The 18,318-nt window shown below is 62.1% G+C and carries 20 protein-coding genes; 12 read left to right on the plus strand and 8 right to left on the minus strand.

Translation table 11 applies throughout. The features are described from left to right. Positions 1 to 3: 3 nt before the first annotated feature. Positions 4 to 393 (minus strand): peptidoglycan-binding protein, encoded by a 390-nt coding sequence (locus TR36_RS09635; RefSeq protein WP_062763095.1) that lies wholly within the window; start codon positions 391 to 393, stop codon positions 4 to 6. A gap of 126 nt (positions 394 to 519) precedes the next feature. Here TR36_RS09635 and TR36_RS09640 point away from each other — a divergent pair, with 126 nt between their 5' ends. After that, positions 520 to 843, plus strand: coding sequence for a 2Fe-2S iron-sulfur cluster-binding protein (locus TR36_RS09640; protein WP_045391986.1), 324 nt, complete (start codon positions 520 to 522; stop codon positions 841 to 843). Here TR36_RS09640 and TR36_RS15770 read toward each other — a convergent pair. After that, complete coding sequence (locus tag TR36_RS15770) at positions 840 to 986, minus strand: hypothetical protein (protein WP_192841340.1); 147 nt, start codon at positions 984 to 986, stop codon at positions 840 to 842. The genes TR36_RS09640 and TR36_RS15770 overlap by 4 nt on opposite strands. Before the next feature lie 73 nt (positions 987 to 1,059). Here TR36_RS15770 and TR36_RS09645 point away from each other — a divergent pair, with 73 nt between their 5' ends. The 4 genes from TR36_RS09645 (at position 1,060) to TR36_RS09660 (ending at position 3,683) form a co-directional block, all read left to right on the plus strand. Beyond that, positions 1,060 to 2,148, plus strand: a complete 1,089-nt coding sequence (locus tag TR36_RS09645) for a PA0069 family radical SAM protein (RefSeq protein ID WP_062763164.1) — start codon at positions 1,060 to 1,062, stop codon at positions 2,146 to 2,148. 94 nt (positions 2,149 to 2,242) lie between these two features. Beyond that, entirely contained in the window at positions 2,243 to 2,986 is a 744-nt protein-coding gene (locus tag TR36_RS09650) for a phosphoribosylaminoimidazolesuccinocarboxamide synthase (RefSeq protein ID WP_062763166.1), read from the plus strand. Between the two features lie 9 nt (positions 2,987 to 2,995). Further along, entirely contained in the window at positions 2,996 to 3,235 is a 240-nt protein-coding gene (purS, locus tag TR36_RS09655; RefSeq protein ID WP_045391312.1) for a phosphoribosylformylglycinamidine synthase subunit PurS, read from the plus strand. Between the two features lie 106 nt (positions 3,236 to 3,341). After that, positions 3,342 to 3,683, plus strand: a complete 342-nt coding sequence (locus TR36_RS09660) for a hypothetical protein (RefSeq protein WP_045391309.1) — start codon at positions 3,342 to 3,344, stop codon at positions 3,681 to 3,683. On the opposite strand, the gene TR36_RS09665 is transcribed toward TR36_RS09660, so the two are convergent. Together TR36_RS09665 and glyA are read right to left on the minus strand one after the other, a co-directional pair. Continuing rightward, positions 3,680 to 4,444 carry an alpha/beta fold hydrolase gene (locus tag TR36_RS09665; RefSeq protein ID WP_045391977.1) on the minus strand — a complete coding sequence of 255 codons (765 nt, stop codon included), beginning with the start codon at positions 4,442 to 4,444 and terminating at the stop codon, positions 3,680 to 3,682. The genes TR36_RS09660 and TR36_RS09665 overlap by 4 nt on opposite strands. A gap of 33 nt (positions 4,445 to 4,477) precedes the next feature. Continuing rightward, the gene (gene glyA, locus TR36_RS09670; RefSeq protein WP_045391306.1) at positions 4,478 to 5,773 is read right to left on the minus strand and encodes a serine hydroxymethyltransferase; all 1,296 of its coding nucleotides are present in this window, start codon (positions 5,771 to 5,773) and stop codon (positions 4,478 to 4,480) included. A gap of 137 nt (positions 5,774 to 5,910) precedes the next feature. Here glyA and TR36_RS09675 point away from each other — a divergent pair, with 137 nt between their 5' ends. Beyond that, the gene (locus TR36_RS09675; RefSeq protein ID WP_045391303.1) at positions 5,911 to 6,678 is read left to right on the plus strand and encodes an NAD kinase; all 768 of its coding nucleotides are present in this window, start codon (positions 5,911 to 5,913) and stop codon (positions 6,676 to 6,678) included. Here the strand turns inward: TR36_RS09675 and TR36_RS09680 are convergent. Beyond that, on the minus strand, positions 6,675 to 8,954 hold the full coding sequence (locus tag TR36_RS09680; protein WP_062763097.1) for an NADP-dependent malic enzyme: 2,280 nt from the start codon (positions 8,952 to 8,954) through the stop codon (positions 6,675 to 6,677). The two genes, TR36_RS09675 and TR36_RS09680, sit on opposite strands and share 4 nt — an antisense overlap. A 121-nt stretch (positions 8,955 to 9,075) precedes the next feature. Here TR36_RS09680 and TR36_RS09685 point away from each other — a divergent pair, with 121 nt between their 5' ends. The 4 genes from TR36_RS09685 to upp are packed head-to-tail and all read left to right on the plus strand — an operon-like array spanning position 9,076 to position 12,585. Next, positions 9,076 to 9,483, plus strand: a complete 408-nt coding sequence (locus TR36_RS09685) for a cytidine deaminase (protein ID WP_062763099.1) — start codon at positions 9,076 to 9,078, stop codon at positions 9,481 to 9,483. Positions 9,484 to 9,485: 2 nt separating this feature from the next. Further along, positions 9,486 to 10,793 carry a thymidine phosphorylase gene (locus tag TR36_RS09690; RefSeq protein WP_045391295.1) on the plus strand — a complete coding sequence of 436 codons (1,308 nt, stop codon included), beginning with the start codon at positions 9,486 to 9,488 and terminating at the stop codon, positions 10,791 to 10,793. Further along, a complete protein-coding gene (locus TR36_RS09695; RefSeq protein WP_045391292.1) occupies positions 10,790 to 11,932 on the plus strand; it encodes a phosphopentomutase in 1,143 nt (380 codons plus the stop codon). Before TR36_RS09690 ends, TR36_RS09695 begins: the two co-directional genes overlap by 4 nt. A 20-nt stretch (positions 11,933 to 11,952) precedes the next feature. Beyond that, a complete protein-coding gene (upp, locus tag TR36_RS09700; protein WP_045391289.1) occupies positions 11,953 to 12,585 on the plus strand; it encodes a uracil phosphoribosyltransferase in 633 nt (210 codons plus the stop codon). A gap of 42 nt (positions 12,586 to 12,627) precedes the next feature. Here upp and TR36_RS09705 read toward each other — a convergent pair whose 3' ends face one another. From TR36_RS09705 to TR36_RS09715, 3 genes are read right to left on the minus strand one after another with little or no spacing between them, the layout of a single operon-like run. Next, complete coding sequence (locus TR36_RS09705) at positions 12,628 to 13,662, minus strand: hypothetical protein (RefSeq protein WP_045391284.1); 1,035 nt, start codon at positions 13,660 to 13,662, stop codon at positions 12,628 to 12,630. Positions 13,663 to 13,674: 12 nt separating this feature from the next. Next, complete coding sequence (locus TR36_RS09710) at positions 13,675 to 14,268, minus strand: thymidine kinase (protein WP_045391281.1); 594 nt, start codon at positions 14,266 to 14,268, stop codon at positions 13,675 to 13,677. Between the two features lie 41 nt (positions 14,269 to 14,309). Next, on the minus strand, positions 14,310 to 15,620 hold the full coding sequence (locus tag TR36_RS09715) for a DEAD/DEAH box helicase (protein ID WP_045391278.1): 1,311 nt from the start codon (positions 15,618 to 15,620) through the stop codon (positions 14,310 to 14,312). Between the two features lie 213 nt (positions 15,621 to 15,833). Here TR36_RS09715 and purQ point away from each other — a divergent pair, with 213 nt between their 5' ends. Together purQ and TR36_RS09725 are read left to right on the plus strand one after the other, a co-directional pair. Continuing rightward, positions 15,834 to 16,502 (plus strand): phosphoribosylformylglycinamidine synthase subunit PurQ, encoded by a 669-nt coding sequence (purQ, locus tag TR36_RS09720; protein ID WP_045391974.1) that lies wholly within the window; start codon positions 15,834 to 15,836, stop codon positions 16,500 to 16,502. 130 nt (positions 16,503 to 16,632) lie between these two features. Further along, positions 16,633 to 18,315, plus strand: a complete 1,683-nt coding sequence (locus TR36_RS09725) for an ATP-binding protein (RefSeq protein WP_370553399.1) — start codon at positions 16,633 to 16,635, stop codon at positions 18,313 to 18,315. The last annotated feature ends 3 nt before the right edge of the window (positions 18,316 to 18,318 follow it).

Genomic DNA, 18,318 nt, shown 5'->3' on the forward strand with positions numbered 1-18,318 from the left:
GCCCTACGGGGCGGCTTTTTCTTCTGGCAGGGCAAAGGGCGATACCACGCCTAATGCCTCTGCCGCCTGCCATGTCAGCATATCTCCGTCATGGCCGAATTGCACCTGATAGGATCTGATGGCGGCCTTGGTGCTTGCCCCTAGTTTCCCATCTGCAGGGCCTGTGTATTGCCCCCGCGCGGCCAGTGCGCGTTGTAGCGTCTGTACCCGCTCTGCCGTATAATCCCCGTCGCAGAACACCCGTGTGCGCGCCGTATCCGCGCCTTCCCAGCAGGTCCCTTTCGGCTCTGTCGTGCGCGGTTTGCCCCGCAGGTCCGGATTGACTGGATCCGGCACATGGGGGTAGCCGCATCCGGCCAGAAGCAGGGCAAAGACTAGGGCAAAGCGGTGCATGGCATATCCTCTGACATCGGCTTCGATCGTTCTGCCCCAAAGCGCGCATCGGGGGAAGACCGCTCTCTGGAAACTGTATCCGGATTGGCATATGTGATTGGCCAGGCAATCCAGACGAGGGCTCCCATGGCGACAATCACCTATATCGAACACGACGGTACAAAGCATGTTGTGGAGGTCAAGAACGGCCTGACAGTGATGGAAGGTGCGCGCGATAACGGCGTACCTGGAATCGAGGCCGATTGCGGCGGTGCCTGCGCCTGTTCAACCTGCCACGTCTACATTGCGCCGGAATGGGCGGACCGTCTGCCTGCCAAGGACGCGATGGAAGAGGATATGCTGGATTTTGCGTGGCAGCCCGATCCTGCGCGTTCGCGCCTGACATGCCAGATCAAGGTCACCGAAGAGCTGAACGGCCTGGTCGTCAACATGCCGGAACGCCAGATCTAACGTCTGAGCATCATGATTGCCGCCCCGATCAGGGCGGCAAACCCCAGCACGCCCAGCATTCCCGATGCCATAGCCAGTGCAATCGTCGCAGCTGCGGCTGCGATGACAATCAGGATCAGGCTCAGGAAAATACGGGCTGGCATCCACCCAAGATGGCCTTTGCAGGATCCGGTTTCAAGATTGGACTCTGTTCGTTGAATGTTCCATGATGCCGCCATGGGACCAACTGACGAAACCGTGCCCTCGGGGCTTCGTACACGCGCGCGTGCGGCGACCAGCAATGCCACAGGGCGGTATGAAACATGCAGCCGTACGAATTTCGATGACGGCTGGGAAATGGCCGAAGACGAACGGCTGCTGCGTACGGAAGTTACCTTCGAGCGTCCCCGGTCCGCCATAAGCTATAACCGTTCTCCCGATTTGCCGTTCGACCGGTCTATCAATCCGTATCGCGGGTGCGAACATGGCTGCATCTATTGCTTTGCACGGCCGACGCATGCCTATCTGAACCTGTCGGCGGGCCTTGATTTCGAGACGCGGCTGATTGCCCGGCCCGGCATTGCAGCGGTGCTGGAGCAAGAGTTGCGGGCAAAATCCTACGCGCCGCGGACGATCGCGCTTGGTACCAACACCGACCCGTACCAGCCCATCGAGGCCGCCCATCTGCTGATGCGGCAGATCCTCGAGGTTCTTTCGGTCCATAATCACCCGACGGCGATCGTCACGAAGGGCGCGATGATTGAACGGGATATCGACATCTTGGCCCCCATGGCGGCAAAGGGACTGTTGCGGGTGGGCATATCCCTGACGACGCTGGATGACACACTTGCCCGGCGGCTGGAGCCGCGCGCCGCCGCGCCCCGGCGCAGATTGGCCGTGATCCGCCGGTTGGCCGATGCCGGCATTCCCGTGCGGGTGATGATGTCCCCGATCATTCCCGGCCTGACAGATCATGAAATCGATCCACTGCTGGGGGCAGCGGCCAAGGCTGGGGCCACCGCCGCCAACTGGGCAATGTTGCGTTTGCCGCTGGAGGTGGCCCCCCTGTTTCGTGAATGGCTCGGGCTCCATTACCCGGATCGTGCGGCCAAGGTGATGGGGCGCATACGCGATACACATGGCGGCAAGGACTATGATCCGGAATGGGGCAGGCGGATGCGGGGGCAGGGGATCTGGTCCGATACCATACGGGCACAGTTCGATCTGGCGATGCGGCGGCATGGTCTGGATCTGCATCATCCGCCTATGCGGCTGGATCTGTTCCGCCCGCCCCCGCGTGCCGGCGATCAACTGTCCCTGTTCTGATGGTTGCGGCCACACCTGCCTTGCCTTATATCGCAGGAGAGCAGCAAGGGTGGCCGATGTGCCGCCCTGTCTGCATTTGGTTTTCGGAGTTGGTATGGCGCGCCGCATAAAGGTTTACGAAGGTAAGGCCAAGATCCTGTTCGAAGGCCCCGAACCCGGCACCCTGATCCAGTACTTCAAGGATGAAGCGCAGGAACATGATGACAGCCGTCCCGAGGGGCGGGGGGTTCTGAACAACCGTCTGTCGGAATTCTTCATGACCGGGCTGAACAGTGTTGGCGTTCCCACACATTTCATCCGCCGGATGAACATGCGCGAGCAGCTTGTCCGCATGGCGGAAATGGTACCGCTGGAGGTGATGGTTCGCAACTATGCCGCTGGCGGCATTTGCGAACGGCTGGGTATTCCCGAAGGGACGCCGCTGCCGCGTCCTGTGGTCGAATACTACTTCAAGGATGAAAAGCTTGGGACTCCGCTTGTCTCCGAGGAACATATCACCGCGTTCAACTGGGCAAACCAGCAGGACCTGGATGATATTGTCGCACTTATCCTGCGTCTGAACGATTTCCTGTCAGGCGTCATGATGGGCGTCGGTGTGCGCCTTGCGGATTTCCGCGTCGAGATCGGCCGCATCTGGGAGGGCGATTTCATGCGTCTGATCATCGCCGATGAAATTACGCCCGACAATTGCACCCTGTGGGACATGCGCGGCCTGGATAGCGAGGGGAACCTGCGCGATCCGGGGCCGGTATCCGATATGTCCACGGAATTGGCACGGCGCTTGGGGGTTCTGCCTTCCAATGTTACGCATACTATCAAACCCACGCTTATTAACTGAGGTGACTCGATGAAAGCCCGCGTTCATATCATGCTCAAGGACGGCGTTCTTGACCCGCAAGGCGAAGCGGTGCGTCACGCACTGGGTACGCTTGGTTTTGCCGGTGTGGAAGGTGTCCGCCAAGGCAAGGTGATCGAATTGGATCTGGCCGCAACCGACAAGACCGCGGCCGAGGCCGAGGTTCGTGCGATGTGCGAAAAGCTTCTGGCGAATACGGTTATCGAGAAATATTCGGTCGAGATCGCCTGAATGTGAAGGCTGCGGCGGGCAGAAATCCGCCGCAGATGCCATAGCCGGGTACGATTGCCCGCCTGCTTCTGTTACGCCTGAATCTCAACACGGAGAAGATGCGGACATGGCCACCAATGCCAAGACAGAGCCTTCGGCACCCGAAGATGTGCTGCACGATGGCCGGACCGTGTTCCAGCCGGCCCCCGAATTGAACCGCCCCGCACCCCTGGATGCCACAGCCGCCAGCCTTCTGGACACGCATCTGCGCGCCATCGATACCGTTCGTATCCGTGTGCTTGGGAATGATCTGTCGCCCTCGGCCTCGGTGCAGGACTACCTGCTGGCCAAGGGGATCAGCGTCGAAGTGTCTTTGGCGGAACAGATGATTCCGCCACCACGGTCACGCTACGTTTTCCGGTATGAGGGGCGAACAGCCTTTCTGACCATCGCCCCTGATATCGATTAAGCGTCGAGGAAGGCCATCACGGCCGCTTCGAATTCCCGTGGTGCCTCGGCATGCAGCCAGTGGCTGGCCTCGGGCAGCGTCACGATATCCGCCGCAGGGAACAGCTTGCTGATCGCAGGATGCTCCTGTTCCGTGATGTAATCCGATTTACCACCCGCAATGAACAGGGTCGGTTTCGCAAAGGGGCCTTCGGCATCGGTCCAGCCGATGATTTTCGGAATATCCTGTTCCAGCACGTCCAGATTCAGTTTCCAGCGCGGTGGCTCTGCCTTCAGATCCAGCGATTGCAGAAAGAACGCCCGCAGGCCGGGGCTTCCAAGTGTTTCGGCCAGTCGGCGGTCAGCTTCGCCCCGGGTGGTCAGGTCTTCCAGGTTCAACCCGCGCATGGCGTGGATATATTGCGTCTGGTCATGATCATAGGCGACAGGGGCGATATCCGCCACGACCAGCCGGCGCACCAAGGCAGGCTGCGTCAGTGCCAGGTGCATCACGGCCTTGCCGCCCATCGAATGGCCAAGCAGGTCCACGGGGCCGTTCCCGATCATCTCGGCCAGATCAGCGGCCATTGCGGGGTAATCATGCGTATCGAACCAAGGGCTGTCGCCATGGTTGCGCTGATCGACCAGAATGACGTCGCGGGTTTCGGACAATGTCCGCGCGATGGAATTGAAATTGCGGCCCAGACCGTAAAGCCCGTGCACGATGACAAGCGGCACGTTTCCGGAGGGGGTGCGGGCGGGGTGTGTGACTGTGTTCAGCATCATGAAAAAGGGGCCTTTCGGCCCCTTCCTTGTTCACATGTTCGGGTACAGCGGGAAGCGGGCGCAAAGGGCCTTCACTTCGGCTGCAACCTTGTCTTCGACGCTCTGGTTGGCATCTTCGCCATTGGCGGCAAGGCCATCCACCACTTCGACGATCCAGTCGGCAATCTGCCGGAACTCGGCCTCGCCAAAGCCGCGAGTGGTGCCCGCAGGGGCCCCCAGACGGATGCCCGAGGTGACGAAGGGCTTTTCCGGATCGAATGGAACGCCGTTCTTGTTGCAGGTGATATGCGCGCGGCCCAAGGCCTCCTCGGCGGCTTTGCCCGTTACTTTCTTCGGACGCAGGTCAGCCAGACACAGGTGGTTGTCGGTACCGCCGGAAACGATGTCGATCCCGCCCTTCATCAGTTGGTCGGCCATGGCCGCGGCGTTCGCCTTGACCTGTGCGGCATAGGCCTTGAACTCGGGGCGCAGCGCCTCGCCAAAGGCAACGGCCTTGGCTGCGATCACGTGCATCAACGGCCCACCCTGCAAACCGGGGAATACGGCAGAGTTGATCTTTTTTGCCATGGCCGCATCATTGGTCATGATCATGCCGCCACGCGGTCCGCGCAAGGATTTATGCGTGGTGGTGGTCACGACATGGGCATGCGGAACGGGCGAGGGATGTACGCCACCGGCCACGAGGCCCGCGATATGCGCCATATCCACCATCAGGATTGCACCGACTTCATCGGCGATCTCGCGGAACGCGGCCCAATCCCAGAAGCGGCTGTAGGCGGTGCCGCCGGCCACGATCAGCTTCGGTTTATGGGTCCGGGCCTTTTCACGGATGTCATCCATGTCCAGCATATGGTCCTGCGCACGCACGCCGTAGCTGACCACGTTGAACCATTTTCCCGACATGTTGACGGGGCTGCCATGGGTCAGGTGGCCGCCGGAGTTGAGGTCGAGACCCATGAACGTGTCACCGGGTTGCAGCAGCGCCAGAAACACGGCTTGGTTCATCTGGCTGCCGGAGTTCGGCTGGACGTTCACGAACTCTGCCCCGAACAGTTCCTTGGCGCGTTCGATTGCCAGCGTTTCGGTCACATCCACATGCTGGCAGCCGCCGTAGTAGCGTTTGCCCGGATAGCCTTCGGCATATTTGTTGGTCAGGACCGAACCCTGCGCCTGCAGAACGGCAAGGGAGACGATGTTTTCGGACGCGATCAGCTCGATTTCGTCGCGCTGACGGCCAAGTTCGTCAGTGATGGTTGCAAACAGCGCGGGATCGCTGTCGGCAAGCTGTTGGGTGAAATAGCCGGCTTCGATGTGCGGGGCGGTCATCATGCTCTCCTACGCTGTCGTTGGCGGTTGTTTACCGCAGGCGTGCGCGGGTCGGAAGGGGTGGAATTGTCCCAGTGCCGCTTTGTCCCGAACTTCGCTGCTTGAGTTTTCCGAAAGCGCGCCGCAAGACTGTCGGCATGACAACCTTCAAGCGTATCCGTTTCGTCGCTAGCAACGTTCCCTCGGCCTGCGATGCCTTCGCCTGGCTGGTTGCGGCCCATGGTCAGGCAGAGCTTCACGAGGCGGATGTGATCGTCGCCCTTGGGGGGGACGGCTTCATGCTGCAGACGTTGCACGACATGCGGGAAAGCGAGCTGCCCGTTTATGGCATGAACCGTGGTACGGTCGGCTTTCTGATGAACGAATTCGCGCTGGAGGATCTGCCGGCCCGTTTGGCCGCCGCCGAGGAAGAGATCATCAACCCGCTTGTCATGCATGCCGAAACCGTAGACGGAGAGGCACGATCGGCGCTGGCAATCAATGAGGTCAGCCTGCTGCGTCAGGGGCCACAAGCCGCCCGATTGCGAATTTCCGTAGATGGCAAGGTCCGCATGGAAGAACTGGTGTGTGACGGTGCCATGCTGGCCACGCCTGCGGGGTCAACAGCCTATAACTATTCCGCGCATGGGGCGATCCTGCCCATCGGGGCGGCGGTGCTGGCGTTGACGGCGGTTGCCGCATTCCGTCCGCGCCGCTGGCGGGGCGCATTGCTGCCCAAGACCGCGGTGGTACGGCTGGATGTGATCGATCCGGCCAAGCGGCCCGTAATGGCCGATGCCGATGGCCGGTCTGTACGGAACGTGTCTTTCGTTGAGATCCGCTCCGAACCCGCGGTCCGGCATCGAATATTGTTCGATCCGGGCCACGGGCTGGAAGAGCGGTTGATCAGCGAGCAGTTCGTCTAGCCGTAATGCGAAACGGGCGTGCCTGCGATCGCAGACATGTTCAGCAGGCCGCGTGCCGTTACCGCAGGCGTCACGATATGCGCGCGGTTTCCCATTCCGATCAGCAACGGGCCGACTTCCAGCGCGTTGGACTTGATCTTCAGGATATTGCGAACGCCTGATGCCGTGTCCGAATTGGCAAAGACCAGAACGTTCGCCGGCCCGTCGAACCGTGAACCGGGGAAACTGCGCGCGCGGGAGGCGGGGTCCAGCGCGGTATCGATGTGCATCTCGCCCTCATAGGTGAAATCCACATGCTTTGCGTCCAGCATTGCCAGCGCCTCACGCATCCGGCGACCGGATCCGTTATCAAGGTTGCCGAACTGCGAGGAAGAACATAGCGCCACCTTCGGCGCGATGCCGAAGCGTTTGACGTGCCGCGCCGCCCCGATCACCGTTTCGGTGATCTGCTCGGGCGTGGGTTCCGAATGGATGTGCGTATCGGCCACGAACAGCGGCCCGTCCTCCAGGATCATCAGGCTGAGGGCACCCACAGGATGCAGACCGTCGCGCGCAAGGATCTGTTCCACGTATTTCAGGTGCCACAGATACTGGCCGTAGGTGCCGCAGATCAGGCTGTCGGCTTCACCCCGGTGAACCATGGTCGCGGCAATCGCGGTGGTGTTGGTCCGCATGACCGAACGGGCAACATCGGGCGTAACCCCCTGCCGCGCCATCAGGCCCAGATATGTTTCCCAGTAGTCGCGGTACCGCGTATCGCTTTCAGGATTCACGATGTCGAAATCCACCTCGGGGCGGATGCTGAGCCCGGCGCGTTCCGCGCGCATCGCCACGACGTCCGGGCGCCCGATCAGGATCGGCTTGTCGCGGGTTTCTTCCAGCATGGCATTGGCGGCCCGCAGTACGCGTTCGTCCTCGCCCTCGGCGAATACGATGCGACGTGCGTGCTGGTTGGAGGCTTCGAAAACGGGGCGCATGATCAGCGAGGACCGGATCATCGATGCATCCAGCCCGCGTTTATAGGCGTCCAGATCCTCGATCGGGCGGGCAGCAACACCGCTTTCCATCGCGGCACGGGCCACGGCGGTTGCGACCACACCCATCAGGCGCGGATCGAAGGGTTTGGGAATCAGGTAATCCGGGCCGAAGGTCAGCTGTTCACCCTGATAGGCTGCGGCTGCCTCGGCACTGGTGGTCGCGCGGGCAAGGGCGGCGATGCCCTCGATGCAGGCGATCTTCATTTCGTCGTTGATCGTGCTGGCCCCCACATCCAGCGCGCCGCGGAAAATGAACGGAAAGCAGAGGACGTTGTTGACCTGGTTCGGATAATCGGACCGGCCCGTGGCGATCAGGGCGCCGGGGCTTGCCTCGCGTGCCAGTTCGGGCAGGATTTCCGGCGTCGGGTTCGCGAGGGCGAAGATGATCGGCTTATCCGCCATCTTCGCAACCATCCCGGGCTTCAGCACGCCGGGGCCGGACAGGCCAAGGAACAGATCGGCCCCTTCGATAACCTCATCCAGCGTCCGCAGGTCGGAGTTCTGCGCATAGGCGGATTTCTGCGGCGTCATTTCTTCGGTCCGGCCCTCATAGACCAGTCCGGCAATGTCACAGAGCCATACGTTTTCGCGTTTCACGCCCAGTTTCAGCAACATGTTCAGGCAGGCAATGCCCGCGGCTCCGCCCCCGGTGGATACGACCTTGATGTCGGAAAACTTCTTGCCCGACACATGCAGCGCGTTGGTCGTGGCCGCGCCCACGACGATGGCGGTGCCGTGCTGGTCATCATGGAACACCGGAATGTTCATGCGTGCGCGGCACAGCTCCTCGACGATGAAACAGTCGGGGGCCTTGATGTCTTCCAGATTGATGGCACCAAAGGTCGGCTCCAGCGCACAGACGATATCAGCCAGTTTGTGGGGATCGGATTCGTTCAGCTCGATATCGAAACAGTCGATATTGGCGAACTTCTTGAACAGGACGGCCTTGCCCTCCATCACCGGTTTGGATGCCAGCGCGCCGATATTGCCAAGGCCCAGAACCGCAGTCCCGTTCGAGACAACGGCCACCAGATTGCCACGCGCGGTGTAGCGGCTCGCGTCCTGCGGGTTCGCCTTGATTTCCATGCAGGCCTCGGCCACGCCGGGGGAATAGGCAAGCGCCAGATCACGGCCATTGGCAAGGGGCTTGGTTGCCCGCACCTCAAGCTTTCCGGGGCGCGGAAACTCGTGATAGTTCAGCGCGGGGTGGCGGGGTTTGTCCTGCCGCTGGTCTTCCATAGCGTCCTCCGAAAACTGGTTTAACATTAAACCATCTGTTGCAGGGCACAACCCGCCTATGGCGTACTTGCATCCCGACTGTCGCGGCCCCACACTTGCCCCGAACCATACGAGGTGTGCAATGACCAACCCCGACCCGAACCTGCTGACTGCCGCAACCGAGGTGCGATTGAACGCCTATGCACCCTATTCAAAGTTTCGTGTAGGGGCAGCCGTCAGAAGTGTGTCCGGTCGCATCTATGCCGGGTGTAACGTGGAAAACGTGGCCTATCCAGAAGGGACCTGCGCCGAGGCGGGGGCCATCGCGGCCATGGTTGCCGCCGGTGAAACGCGCATTGCCGACGTTCTGGTCATCGCCGACAGCCCCGATCCCGTGCCGCCCTGCGGAGGGTGCCGCCAGAAGATCGCGGAATTCGCGGGGCCTGAGGCTATGGTCACGCTGTGTACGACCGACGGGGTTGTGCGGTCCATGATGGTGGCGGACATGCTGCCCGGCAGCTTTTCTGCCGATCATATGACCCGGGCCTGAGAATGGACCCCAGAACGGTTCTTTCTGCCCTGCGCCGGGGCACGGATGCCGACCCGGCAGATATTGCGGCCTTTGCCGCTGCCCTTGGAACCGACCGGATCAGCGATGCGCAGGCAGGGGCCTTTGCAATGGGTATCTGTACGCGCGGGCTGGCCGAAGCGGGGCGCGTGGCGCTGATGCGCGGTATGCGCGATTCGGGGCATGTCATGTCGTGGGATTTGCCCGGGCCTGTCATCGACAAGCATTCGACCGGCGGTGTCGGGGATTGCGTATCCCTTTTGCTGGCCCCGGCATTGGCGGCCTGCGGGGCCTATGTTCCGATGATATCGGGCCGCAGTCTGGGCCATACAGGTGGTACGCTGGACAAGCTGGAGGCAATTCCCGGCTTCCGGACCGAACTGGATGAAACCGCGTTGCGCCGACAGGTAGAGGATGTGCGCTGTGCCATCGTGGCCGCCAGCAGCACCATCGCGCCTGCCGATCGCAGGCTGTATGCGCTGCGTGATCTGACGGGCACCGTCGAGAGCCTTGATCTGATGACGGCATCGATCCTGTCGAAAAAACTGGCGGCAGGGCTGGAAGGGCTGGTGCTGGACGTCAAGGTCGGCTCGGGCGCATTTGCCAAGACCATGCCCGAGGCGGAGGCGCTGGCCCGCGCGCTTGTATCCACTGCCCAGGGGGCTGGCTGCATGACCTCGGCACTGATCACGGACATGTCGCAGCCCCTTGCGACCGCTGTGGGCAATACGCTGGAAGTGGCCGAGATCATGGAAACCCTGACGGGGGTTTCGGTGAATATGGCGCTTTGGGAGGTGACCGTGGCCCTTGGTGGCGAGGCACTGGCCTTGGGTGGTCTGGCGGCCGATGCCGAGGAAGGAGAGGGTCGCATTGCCGAAGCGCTGGAATCCGGTCGTGCCGCCGAATATTTCGCACGCATGATTACCGCGCAGGGTGGACCGGCCGATTTTGTCGACCGCTGGCCTGACCGTCTGCCTGCCGCCCCCGTTACGCGTGAAATTCCCGCACCGGTTGACGGTTTCGTGGCAGCCATCGATGCCGAGGCAATCGGCCGCGCCGTTCATGCGCTGGGGGCGGGGCGGTCCCGTCCCGGGGGGCGGATAAATCCCTCGGTCGGCCTTTCGGAGCTGGCGGCCATTGGCGAGGATATGGAAGAAGGCGTACCGCTGGGGATGGTACATGCCGCAACCGAGGCAGAGGCGCTTCGGGCTGTGGCTGCCGTGCAGGCCGCATATCGCCTATCCCCCGCAACGCCGGAAGAACCTCCGCTTGTACATATGAGAATCCGATGAGCCGCGCATTTCTTCTGGTCATGGACAGTGTGGGCATCGGGGGGGCGCCGGATGCAACGGTATTTGGCGATGAGGGGTCCAACACGGTCGGCCATATCGCGCAGACTGTCCCGCTCAAGTTGCCGACGCTGGACAGGCTTGGCCTTGGCGCCGCGTTGCATCTGGCAAGCGGGCTGAAGGTGCATGGTCTGGGGGCGGCACCCGCGGGCATGTGGGGGGCCGCGACCGAGGTTTCACCGGGCAAGGATACCCCGTCGGGCCATTGGGAACTGACGGGCGTTCCCGTTCCATGGGACTGGACCTATTTTCCTCGCGCGCCCTTTGATGACGAGCTGGTGGCCGAGATTTGCCGTCTGGCAGATGTGGACGGCATTCTGGATGGTGGCCATTCCGGCGGGCTGGCGGTGATCGACCGCTTGGGCGCCGAGCATATGCGGAATGGCCGGCCTATCTGCTATACCTCCAGCGACAGTGTCTTTCAGATCGCGGCACATGAGGAAACCTTCGGACTGGACCGGCTTCTGGCCCTGTGTGAGCGGTTGGCCCCGATGCTGCACGCGCGCCGGGTGGGGCGGGTCATTGCCCGGCCCTTCGTGGGGGCGCCGGGTTCCTTCCAGCGCACCCCCCACCGGCGGGATTACGCGATTGCGCCACCATCCCCCACCTTGCTTGATCGAGCGCAGGAGGCGGGCCATGTCACCCATGCGGTTGGCAAGATCGGCGACATCTTCTCGCATCGGGGTATCACACATCTGCATAAGGGCGCGAATGATGCAGCCCTGTTCGACCACGTTCTGGAACTGGCCGATACGGCAGAGGACGGTGCCTTCGTCTTTGCCAATTTTGTAGAGTTCGACAGTGTTTACGGCCATCCCCGCAATGTGCCGGGGTATGCCCGCCATCTGGAATGGTTCGATGGGGCCGTGGCGCAACTTCTTCCGCGTCTGCGCCCCGATGATATCGTGGTCATTACCGCCGACCACGGTAATGATCCGACATGGCATGGAAACGACCATACCCGCGAACGTGTGCCGGTACTGGTCGCGGGCCTGACCGGAGAACTGGGGCTGATTCCGTTTGTCGGTGTCGGAAAACTGATTGCGGATCACCTGGGGATACCGGCATTAAGCCGCACCTGACCGCCCGAAGGAGATAGTCGATGGATAACCACCTTACCGTTGTAAGCCACCCGCTGGTGCAGCACAAACTGACGCTGATGCGCAGGCGTGAGGCCTCCACCGCCGAGTTCCGTCGCCTGCTGCGCGAGGTGAGCCTGCTGATCGGCTATGAGGTGACGCGCAATCTGGCAATGACCACGGTCAAGATCGATACGCCGATGATGCCGATGGACGCGCCGATTCTGGACGGAAAGAAGCTGGCGCTGATTTCGATCCTGCGGGCGGGGAACGGGCTGCTTGACGGTGTGCTGGAGCTGGTTCCGGCCGCGCGTGTGGGTTTCATCGGTCTGTACCGTGATCCGGAAACCCTGAAGCCGGTGCAATATTACGCCAAGGTGCCGGATGCGCTGGAGGACCGTCTGACGATTGCCGTCGATCCGATGCTGGCGACAGGCAATTCATCGGTGGCGGCCATCGACCTGCTGAAGGCCAAAGGGGCGAAGAACATCCGCTTCCTGTGCCTTCTGGCCTCGCCCGAAGGGATTGCGGTGATGAAGGCCGCGCACCCGGATGTGCCGATCATCACGGCTGCGGTGGATGACCGGCTGGACGATCACGGCTATATCGTGCCGGGGCTCGGTGATGCGGGCGACCGGATGTTCGGCACGAAATAAGCGTATCTCCCCTGCGCCATTGTCCGGCGCAGGGGATGCTTGTCAGCGACAGATGTTCGACAGGCTGATCCATTCGTTATCCGTCAGGATCGGGGGCTTGGCCCCATCGCGATAGGGATCGGCGGCCATCAGCGCGGCCGTCTGGTCACTGCCGGCCCCCATGCTGCGCAAGTAGGGTGTCAGCGGAATCCTTGCTGCGGCAAAACGGCTGAGCAGTACATCGCCAGAGACTCCTTTCGCCGCAGAATCGGCCAGAAACTCCGCATATCCGTCCAGCGCGCCTTCGGGCAGTTCGCCTGTGGTCAGCAGCCGCAGGGTGGCAAAGAAGCCCGCATATTCCAGAAGCGGCCGCAGCGGATCCTCCAGCGTGGAGAGCATCCCTTCGGTCAGGGCCGCACCGGCCACAGCCTCGGGGCCGTCTTGCTGTTCTACCAGTGATGCAGGGACAAGGATCTGGCGGTTCGGCAGATGAACGGGATGCGTCAGCCCGCTCCGCATGACCATGATTTTGACCGATGCCGCCCCGAATACCCGTGTGGCCAGCGTTTCCGTGGCAGCCCGGCCCAATGGCGCACTGCAGGGGGCCCCCGTCAGATGCAGCATTTCCGTCAGCGCCAGATCACCCAGCTTGGTGCGCGTGGCCTGCGGAACAACCTCGATCGTATGGGAGCGGATGGCCCCCGGCACGAAAAAGGCCGCGACAACCACGAGAATCAGCCCGGTTCCTAAAAGCGCATTGCGCAGCCTGCCCGGATGGGGCCGCGCTGCGCGGATTGCGCCATGCACGGTTTCCAGGGCATCGATCATCGCGGTTTCTTCGATTTCCAGAGTTTCGCCTTCGTCGCCGCCGCCCGGGCCGTAGATGGCAGGCACCCCGTCATTCATGCGCTGCACCGCAGGCAGGGACCAATGGGTCAGCGGCTGGTCACTGCGTGGATCTGCCAGGATCAGGGATGATTCGCGAAAGAAGACGACCACTTCGCGGCGTTCGGCGCTTTCGCTCTCCCGCCATAGGCCGGAACATTCCAGCCGTGCATATCGCCGAAGTGCGGTAGAGGTATTGCGCCGTATCAGCATCTGGCAATCCGTTCAGTCGCAGGGATCACGAAGGCTGGCCCTTTCTTCAACCGCTTCGCGCCAGTGGCGACGACAAAGCGACACATAGGTTTCGTTTCCGCCGATTTGCACCTGCGCACCGGTCCGCGCTGCATGGCCCTCCGCATCAAGGCGGACGACCATGGTCGCCTTGCGGCCACAATGGCAGATGGTGCGAATTTCACGCAAGTCATCCGCCAGCGCGAGCAATGTTGCGGAACCGGGGAAAAGTTGCCCACGAAAATCGACCCGCAGGCCATAACACATGATTGGCAGGTTCAGATCATCCGCGGCACGGGCCAGCTGCCAGACCTGTTCGGGGGTCAGGAACTGCGCCTCGTCCAGAAAGACGCAGGCAACCTGTTCGGCCCGGAGCCGTTCGAACAGGTCACAGGTGGTGGTGAATGTGCTGGCCGTTTCGGCAATGCCGATGCGGCTTGCGATCCGCCCTGCGCCCGCGCGGTCATCCAGCGCGGCCGTCAGGGTCAGGACCTGCATTCCCCGTTCACGGTAATTATGCGCCGCCTGCAGAAGCAGCGTCGATTTTCCCGCATTCATCGTGGAGTAGTGGAAGTAGAGCTTCGCCATGGTTTCCCATAGCGCAGCCCGTTCTTGGAAGGAAGTGGCCCTTAGCGGCTGCGCGGACGGCGGGGAGCCGATGCGCCGCCGACCTTGGCCTGGGCAGCCGGCCGGGATTTGGGCTTGGCACCGGCAGGGGCGCCACCCGCCTTGGCCGGTGCACGACCACGGCCCTGCGGACGACCGCCACGATTCTGGCCGGGCTTGGGGGCTGCGGCAATGGCATCAGCGGCCCAAGGCGCACCGCCCATAACCGGGATGGTGGTCTTCAGCAGCTTTTCGATGTCGCGCAGTTCGCCCATTTCGGCAGGCGCACAAAAGGCCATCGCCCGTCCTTCGGCACCGGCACGGGCCGTGCGGCCGATCCGGTGGACGTAGTTTTCAGGCACGTTCGGCAGATCGTAGTTGTACACGTGGCGCACATCCGGAATGTCGATGCCGCGCGCGGCCACATCCGTTGCCACCAGCACCTGCAGGGCCCCCGTGCGGAATTCCTGCAAGGTCCGGTCCCGCTGGTTCTGGCTTTTGTTGCCGTGGATCGAGCCGGCCGAGAATCCCCAGCTGACCAGAAGCTTCATCAGCTTTTCCGAACCATGCTTGGTGCGACCGAAAACGATCGAACGCTCACCCGGATGTTCCTTGAGGTAGCCTTCCAGCAGGCGCGCCTTGTCACCCTGCGGGGTGTAGTGAACACCTTGGGTCACCTTGTCGGCAGGCTTGTTGGCCGTCGAGACCTGAACCTTTACCGGATCGCGCAGATAGGTCTGGGCAAGCTCTTCGATATCCTTCGGCATGGTGGCCGAGAACAGCATCGTCTGACGCTTGAGCGGAATATGCTTGGCGATTTTACGCAGCGAGTGGATGAAGCCCATGTCCAGCATGTGGTCGGCCTCGTCCAGCACCAGATAGCCGCATTTCTCCAGCGAGACGGCGCCACGCTCCAGCAGGTCGATCAGACGGCCGGGTGTTGCCACCAGCACATCTGTCCCGCGGGCCAGACGTTCGGACTGGCGGAAGATCGAGGCACCGCCCACAACGGTCGTCACCTTGGTAGGTGTGCCCTTGGTGAAAATGGTGATGTTGTCGGAAATCTGGGTCACCAGTTCCCGTGTCGGGGCCAGAATGAGGGCGCGGACGTGACGCGGTCCGGGCGGGTGCTGCAGTTCCAGCAGGCGGTGCAGCAGCGGCAGGCCGAAGGCCGCCGTCTTGCCCGTACCGGTCTGGGCCAGCCCCATGAGGTCCGAGCCCTTCATGATATGCGGAATGGCCTGCGCCTGGATCGGCGTCGGTGTGGTCAGCTTCGTATGGCTCAACGCCTTCAGCAATGTCTCGCTAAGGCCGAGATCGGCGAATGTGGTCATGGGTATCCCCTGAATTTGCGATGGGTTGCCCCTGCGTGATGGCGGAAACCGGATGACCGAAGCCCATTGGGAGGCTGCTCACGCGGCAGCGGGCGGTACGGTTGTTGCCCAAATGGCCCCGAAGCGGCAGGAAGTCAAGCCTTGGGTCTGGCTTCGCGCTTGCATATGCGGTATGCGCGGGCACCAATTCCCCATTTGTCGGAGTCCGCGCCCATGAAAGCCGCCGTCATCACCTATCCCGGTTCCAACTGCGACCGCGATCTTGCTGTGGCCTTCCGCGATGCGGGGGCCGAGGTTGTCAGCGTCTGGCACAAGGAAACCGAACTGCCCGCAGGCGTGGATGTGGTCGGTGTTCCGGGCGGTTTTTCCTTTGGCGATTATCTGCGCTGCGGGGCGATCGCGGCACGTTCGCCCATCTCGGCGGCCCTGGCACAGCATGCGGAACGCGGCGGTTATGTGCTGGGCATCTGCAACGGGTTTCAGGTTCTGACCGAAACCGGTCTGCTGCCGGGCGCGCTGATGCGCAATTCCCGCCTGAAATACATCTGCCGTCAGGTAAAGCTGCGGGTTGAGACATCGGATAGCGCCTTTACATCGGAATATGCCAAAGGTGCCGAAATCACCGTTCCCATCGCGCATCATGACGGCAATTACACTGCGGATCTGGAAACGCTGGTCCGCTTGGCCGCCGAGGAGCGGATCGCGTTCAGCTATCTCGACAATCCGAATGGCGCCATGGAGAACATCGCGGGTGTCCTGTCGGCCAACCGGCGTGTGCTTGGCATGATGCCGCACCCGGAGCGTGCGATGGAGGATGCGGTGGGCAGTTCCGACGGTCGTGCGCTGTTCAGCAGCCTGCTGGGCAAGATGGCGCTTGCCTGACCGTACGCCGCTTGAGGGTGGATCGCCCGGCGAATATCCTGCGCGTATGATAAAGCAAGATCAGGAAGATAGATCGGAAGCGGAGGCGCGCACGGGTATTTCGTGGCGGCTTCGCATCATCATCTCCATCATGCTGGCGGTTGCCGTGGCCACCGTCCTGATCACGAACCGCCTGATGACCGAGCGGGCGACCGAGACGACGCGCAATCGTGCCGAAGTCCGTCTGGCGCTATATTCCGGCAACATGATGAACGAACTGCAGCGGACATCGGTTGTTCCGCTGCTGCTGGCACGGGACGCGTCGCTGATCGGGGCGTTGTCATCGAATGAATATACCTCCACCTCGCAGCGACTGATCTCGTTCCAGACGGAAATCGGCGCAGCCTCCATTTCGTTGCTGGATCGCAGCGGGCGGGTGGTCGGGGCAACGAACCGCAACCTGCTGGGGGCAACCTACCGGTCGGAGCCGTTTTTTGTTGATGCGATGCGGACGAATGAAACCGTGTTCTCGGCCACGCGGCGCACCGAGGGCGCGTTCGATTTCACCTATTCCCGGGCGGTGGTGAAGGACAATCAGGTCATCGGCATCGTGGCCGTCGTGGTTGATCTGATGAAGTACGAACGTACCTGGGCGGGGTTGCAGGATGCGGTTCTGGTGACCGACAGTTCCGGCGTCGTCGTTCTTTCAACCGAGCCGCGCTGGCGGGGGCTGGACATCAAGGATGCCCTTGCGGTGCAGGATCCGCCCTCGGCCATCCTGCGGGCGTTTCAGGTGACGGCGGACTGGGCACAGGAACCCCCCGATGCCTATCTGCGCGGAGAGGCTGTGCTGCGCACCGATGCACGCGTTCCGTTCCGTGGGTGGCGTCTGGTCACATATACCGCCTATGACACCGTGCGCGAACGGGTGAACGCGGTTCTGGCGCTTGAAATCATGGGATTTGCCATCCTGCTGGCCGCGACATTCTACATGCTGTCGCGCCGCGCATGGTCCCAGAGCATGTCCTTCCAGCGTGAATCCGCCGAACTGCGCCTGCTGAACCAGCGTCTGCAGCGGGAAATCGCTGAGCGGGAGAAAGCGCAGAAAGAGCTTGCCTCTGCCGAGGCGACGCTGGCGCAATCATCGAAATTGGCGGCCCTGGGAGAAATGTCGGCAGCCGTCAGCCACGAGCTGAACCAGCCTCTGGCGGCGATGAAGACCTATCTGGCAGGTGCGCGGCTGTTGTTGCAGCGCCGCCGGACCGAAGAGGCGATGTCTTCCTTCCAGCGGATCGACGATCTGATCGAGCGGATGGGGGCAATCACCCGTCAGCTGAAATCCTATGCCCGCAAGGGTGGTGAGGCGTTCGAACCCGTGGATGTGCGGCATTGCGTGTCGGCTGCGCTGTCGATGATGGAGCCGCAACTGAAGGTGCGGGTCGTCCGGATCAACCGCCAGATCCCGCGGCGTCCGATCATGGTGCTGGCGGACCGCCTGCGGTTGGAACAGGTCATCATCAACCTTCTGCGCAACGCGCTGGATGCCACAAAGGGGGTGAATGCCCCGCAGATCGATATCGCCCTGACCGAGGGCACCACGGTCAGCCTGACCGTGCAGGACAACGGCAGCGGAATTGCCGATCTCTCGAATTTGTTCGAGCCGTTTTATACGACAAAAAAGCCCGGAGAGGGCGTGGGCCTTGGCCTCGCCATCTCGTCAGGGATCATAAAAGATCTAGGTGGTCGGCTGACTGCAACGAATGCAGACGGGGGCGGGGCTGTTTTTGAAGTGCAGCTGCCCCTATTTAACGATCGAACAGAAACAGTGGAATGAGGT

It is taken from the genome of Falsirhodobacter sp. alg1, assembly GCF_000739715.2.
In the GTDB taxonomy this organism is placed as follows: domain Bacteria; phylum Pseudomonadota; class Alphaproteobacteria; order Rhodobacterales; family Rhodobacteraceae; genus Falsirhodobacter.

What these genes read in the sequence shown, in the direction of transcription:
- TR36_RS09635 (WP_062763095.1), bottom strand. Translation starts at nt 393, where the DNA reads ATGCACCGCTTTGCCCTAGTCTTTGCCCTGCTTCTGGCCGGATGCGGC.
- TR36_RS09640 (WP_045391986.1), top strand. Translation starts at nt 520, where the DNA reads ATGGCGACAATCACCTATATCGAACACGACGGTACAAAGCATGTTGTG.
- TR36_RS15770 (WP_192841340.1), bottom strand. Translation starts at nt 986, where the DNA reads ATGCCAGCCCGTATTTTCCTGAGCCTGATCCTGATTGTCATCGCAGCC.
- TR36_RS09645 (WP_062763164.1), top strand. Translation starts at nt 1,060, where the DNA reads ATGGGACCAACTGACGAAACCGTGCCCTCGGGGCTTCGTACACGCGCG.
- TR36_RS09650 (WP_062763166.1), top strand. Translation starts at nt 2,243, where the DNA reads ATGGCGCGCCGCATAAAGGTTTACGAAGGTAAGGCCAAGATCCTGTTC.
- purS (WP_045391312.1), top strand. Translation starts at nt 2,996, where the DNA reads ATGAAAGCCCGCGTTCATATCATGCTCAAGGACGGCGTTCTTGACCCG.
- TR36_RS09660 (WP_045391309.1), top strand. Translation starts at nt 3,342, where the DNA reads ATGGCCACCAATGCCAAGACAGAGCCTTCGGCACCCGAAGATGTGCTG.
- TR36_RS09665 (WP_045391977.1), bottom strand. Translation starts at nt 4,444, where the DNA reads ATGCTGAACACAGTCACACACCCCGCCCGCACCCCCTCCGGAAACGTG.
- glyA (WP_045391306.1), bottom strand. Translation starts at nt 5,773, where the DNA reads ATGACCGCCCCGCACATCGAAGCCGGCTATTTCACCCAACAGCTTGCC.
- TR36_RS09675 (WP_045391303.1), top strand. Translation starts at nt 5,911, where the DNA reads ATGACAACCTTCAAGCGTATCCGTTTCGTCGCTAGCAACGTTCCCTCG.
- TR36_RS09680 (WP_062763097.1), bottom strand. Translation starts at nt 8,954, where the DNA reads ATGGAAGACCAGCGGCAGGACAAACCCCGCCACCCCGCGCTGAACTAT.
- TR36_RS09685 (WP_062763099.1), top strand. Translation starts at nt 9,076, where the DNA reads ATGACCAACCCCGACCCGAACCTGCTGACTGCCGCAACCGAGGTGCGA.
- TR36_RS09690 (WP_045391295.1), top strand. Translation starts at nt 9,486, where the DNA reads ATGGACCCCAGAACGGTTCTTTCTGCCCTGCGCCGGGGCACGGATGCC.
- TR36_RS09695 (WP_045391292.1), top strand. Translation starts at nt 10,790, where the DNA reads ATGAGCCGCGCATTTCTTCTGGTCATGGACAGTGTGGGCATCGGGGGG.
- upp (WP_045391289.1), top strand. Translation starts at nt 11,953, where the DNA reads ATGGATAACCACCTTACCGTTGTAAGCCACCCGCTGGTGCAGCACAAA.
- TR36_RS09705 (WP_045391284.1), bottom strand. Translation starts at nt 13,662, where the DNA reads ATGCTGATACGGCGCAATACCTCTACCGCACTTCGGCGATATGCACGG.
- TR36_RS09710 (WP_045391281.1), bottom strand. Translation starts at nt 14,268, where the DNA reads ATGGCGAAGCTCTACTTCCACTACTCCACGATGAATGCGGGAAAATCG.
- TR36_RS09715 (WP_045391278.1), bottom strand. Translation starts at nt 15,620, where the DNA reads ATGACCACATTCGCCGATCTCGGCCTTAGCGAGACATTGCTGAAGGCG.
- purQ (WP_045391974.1), top strand. Translation starts at nt 15,834, where the DNA reads ATGAAAGCCGCCGTCATCACCTATCCCGGTTCCAACTGCGACCGCGAT.
- TR36_RS09725 (WP_370553399.1), top strand. Translation starts at nt 16,633, where the DNA reads ATGCTGGCGGTTGCCGTGGCCACCGTCCTGATCACGAACCGCCTGATG.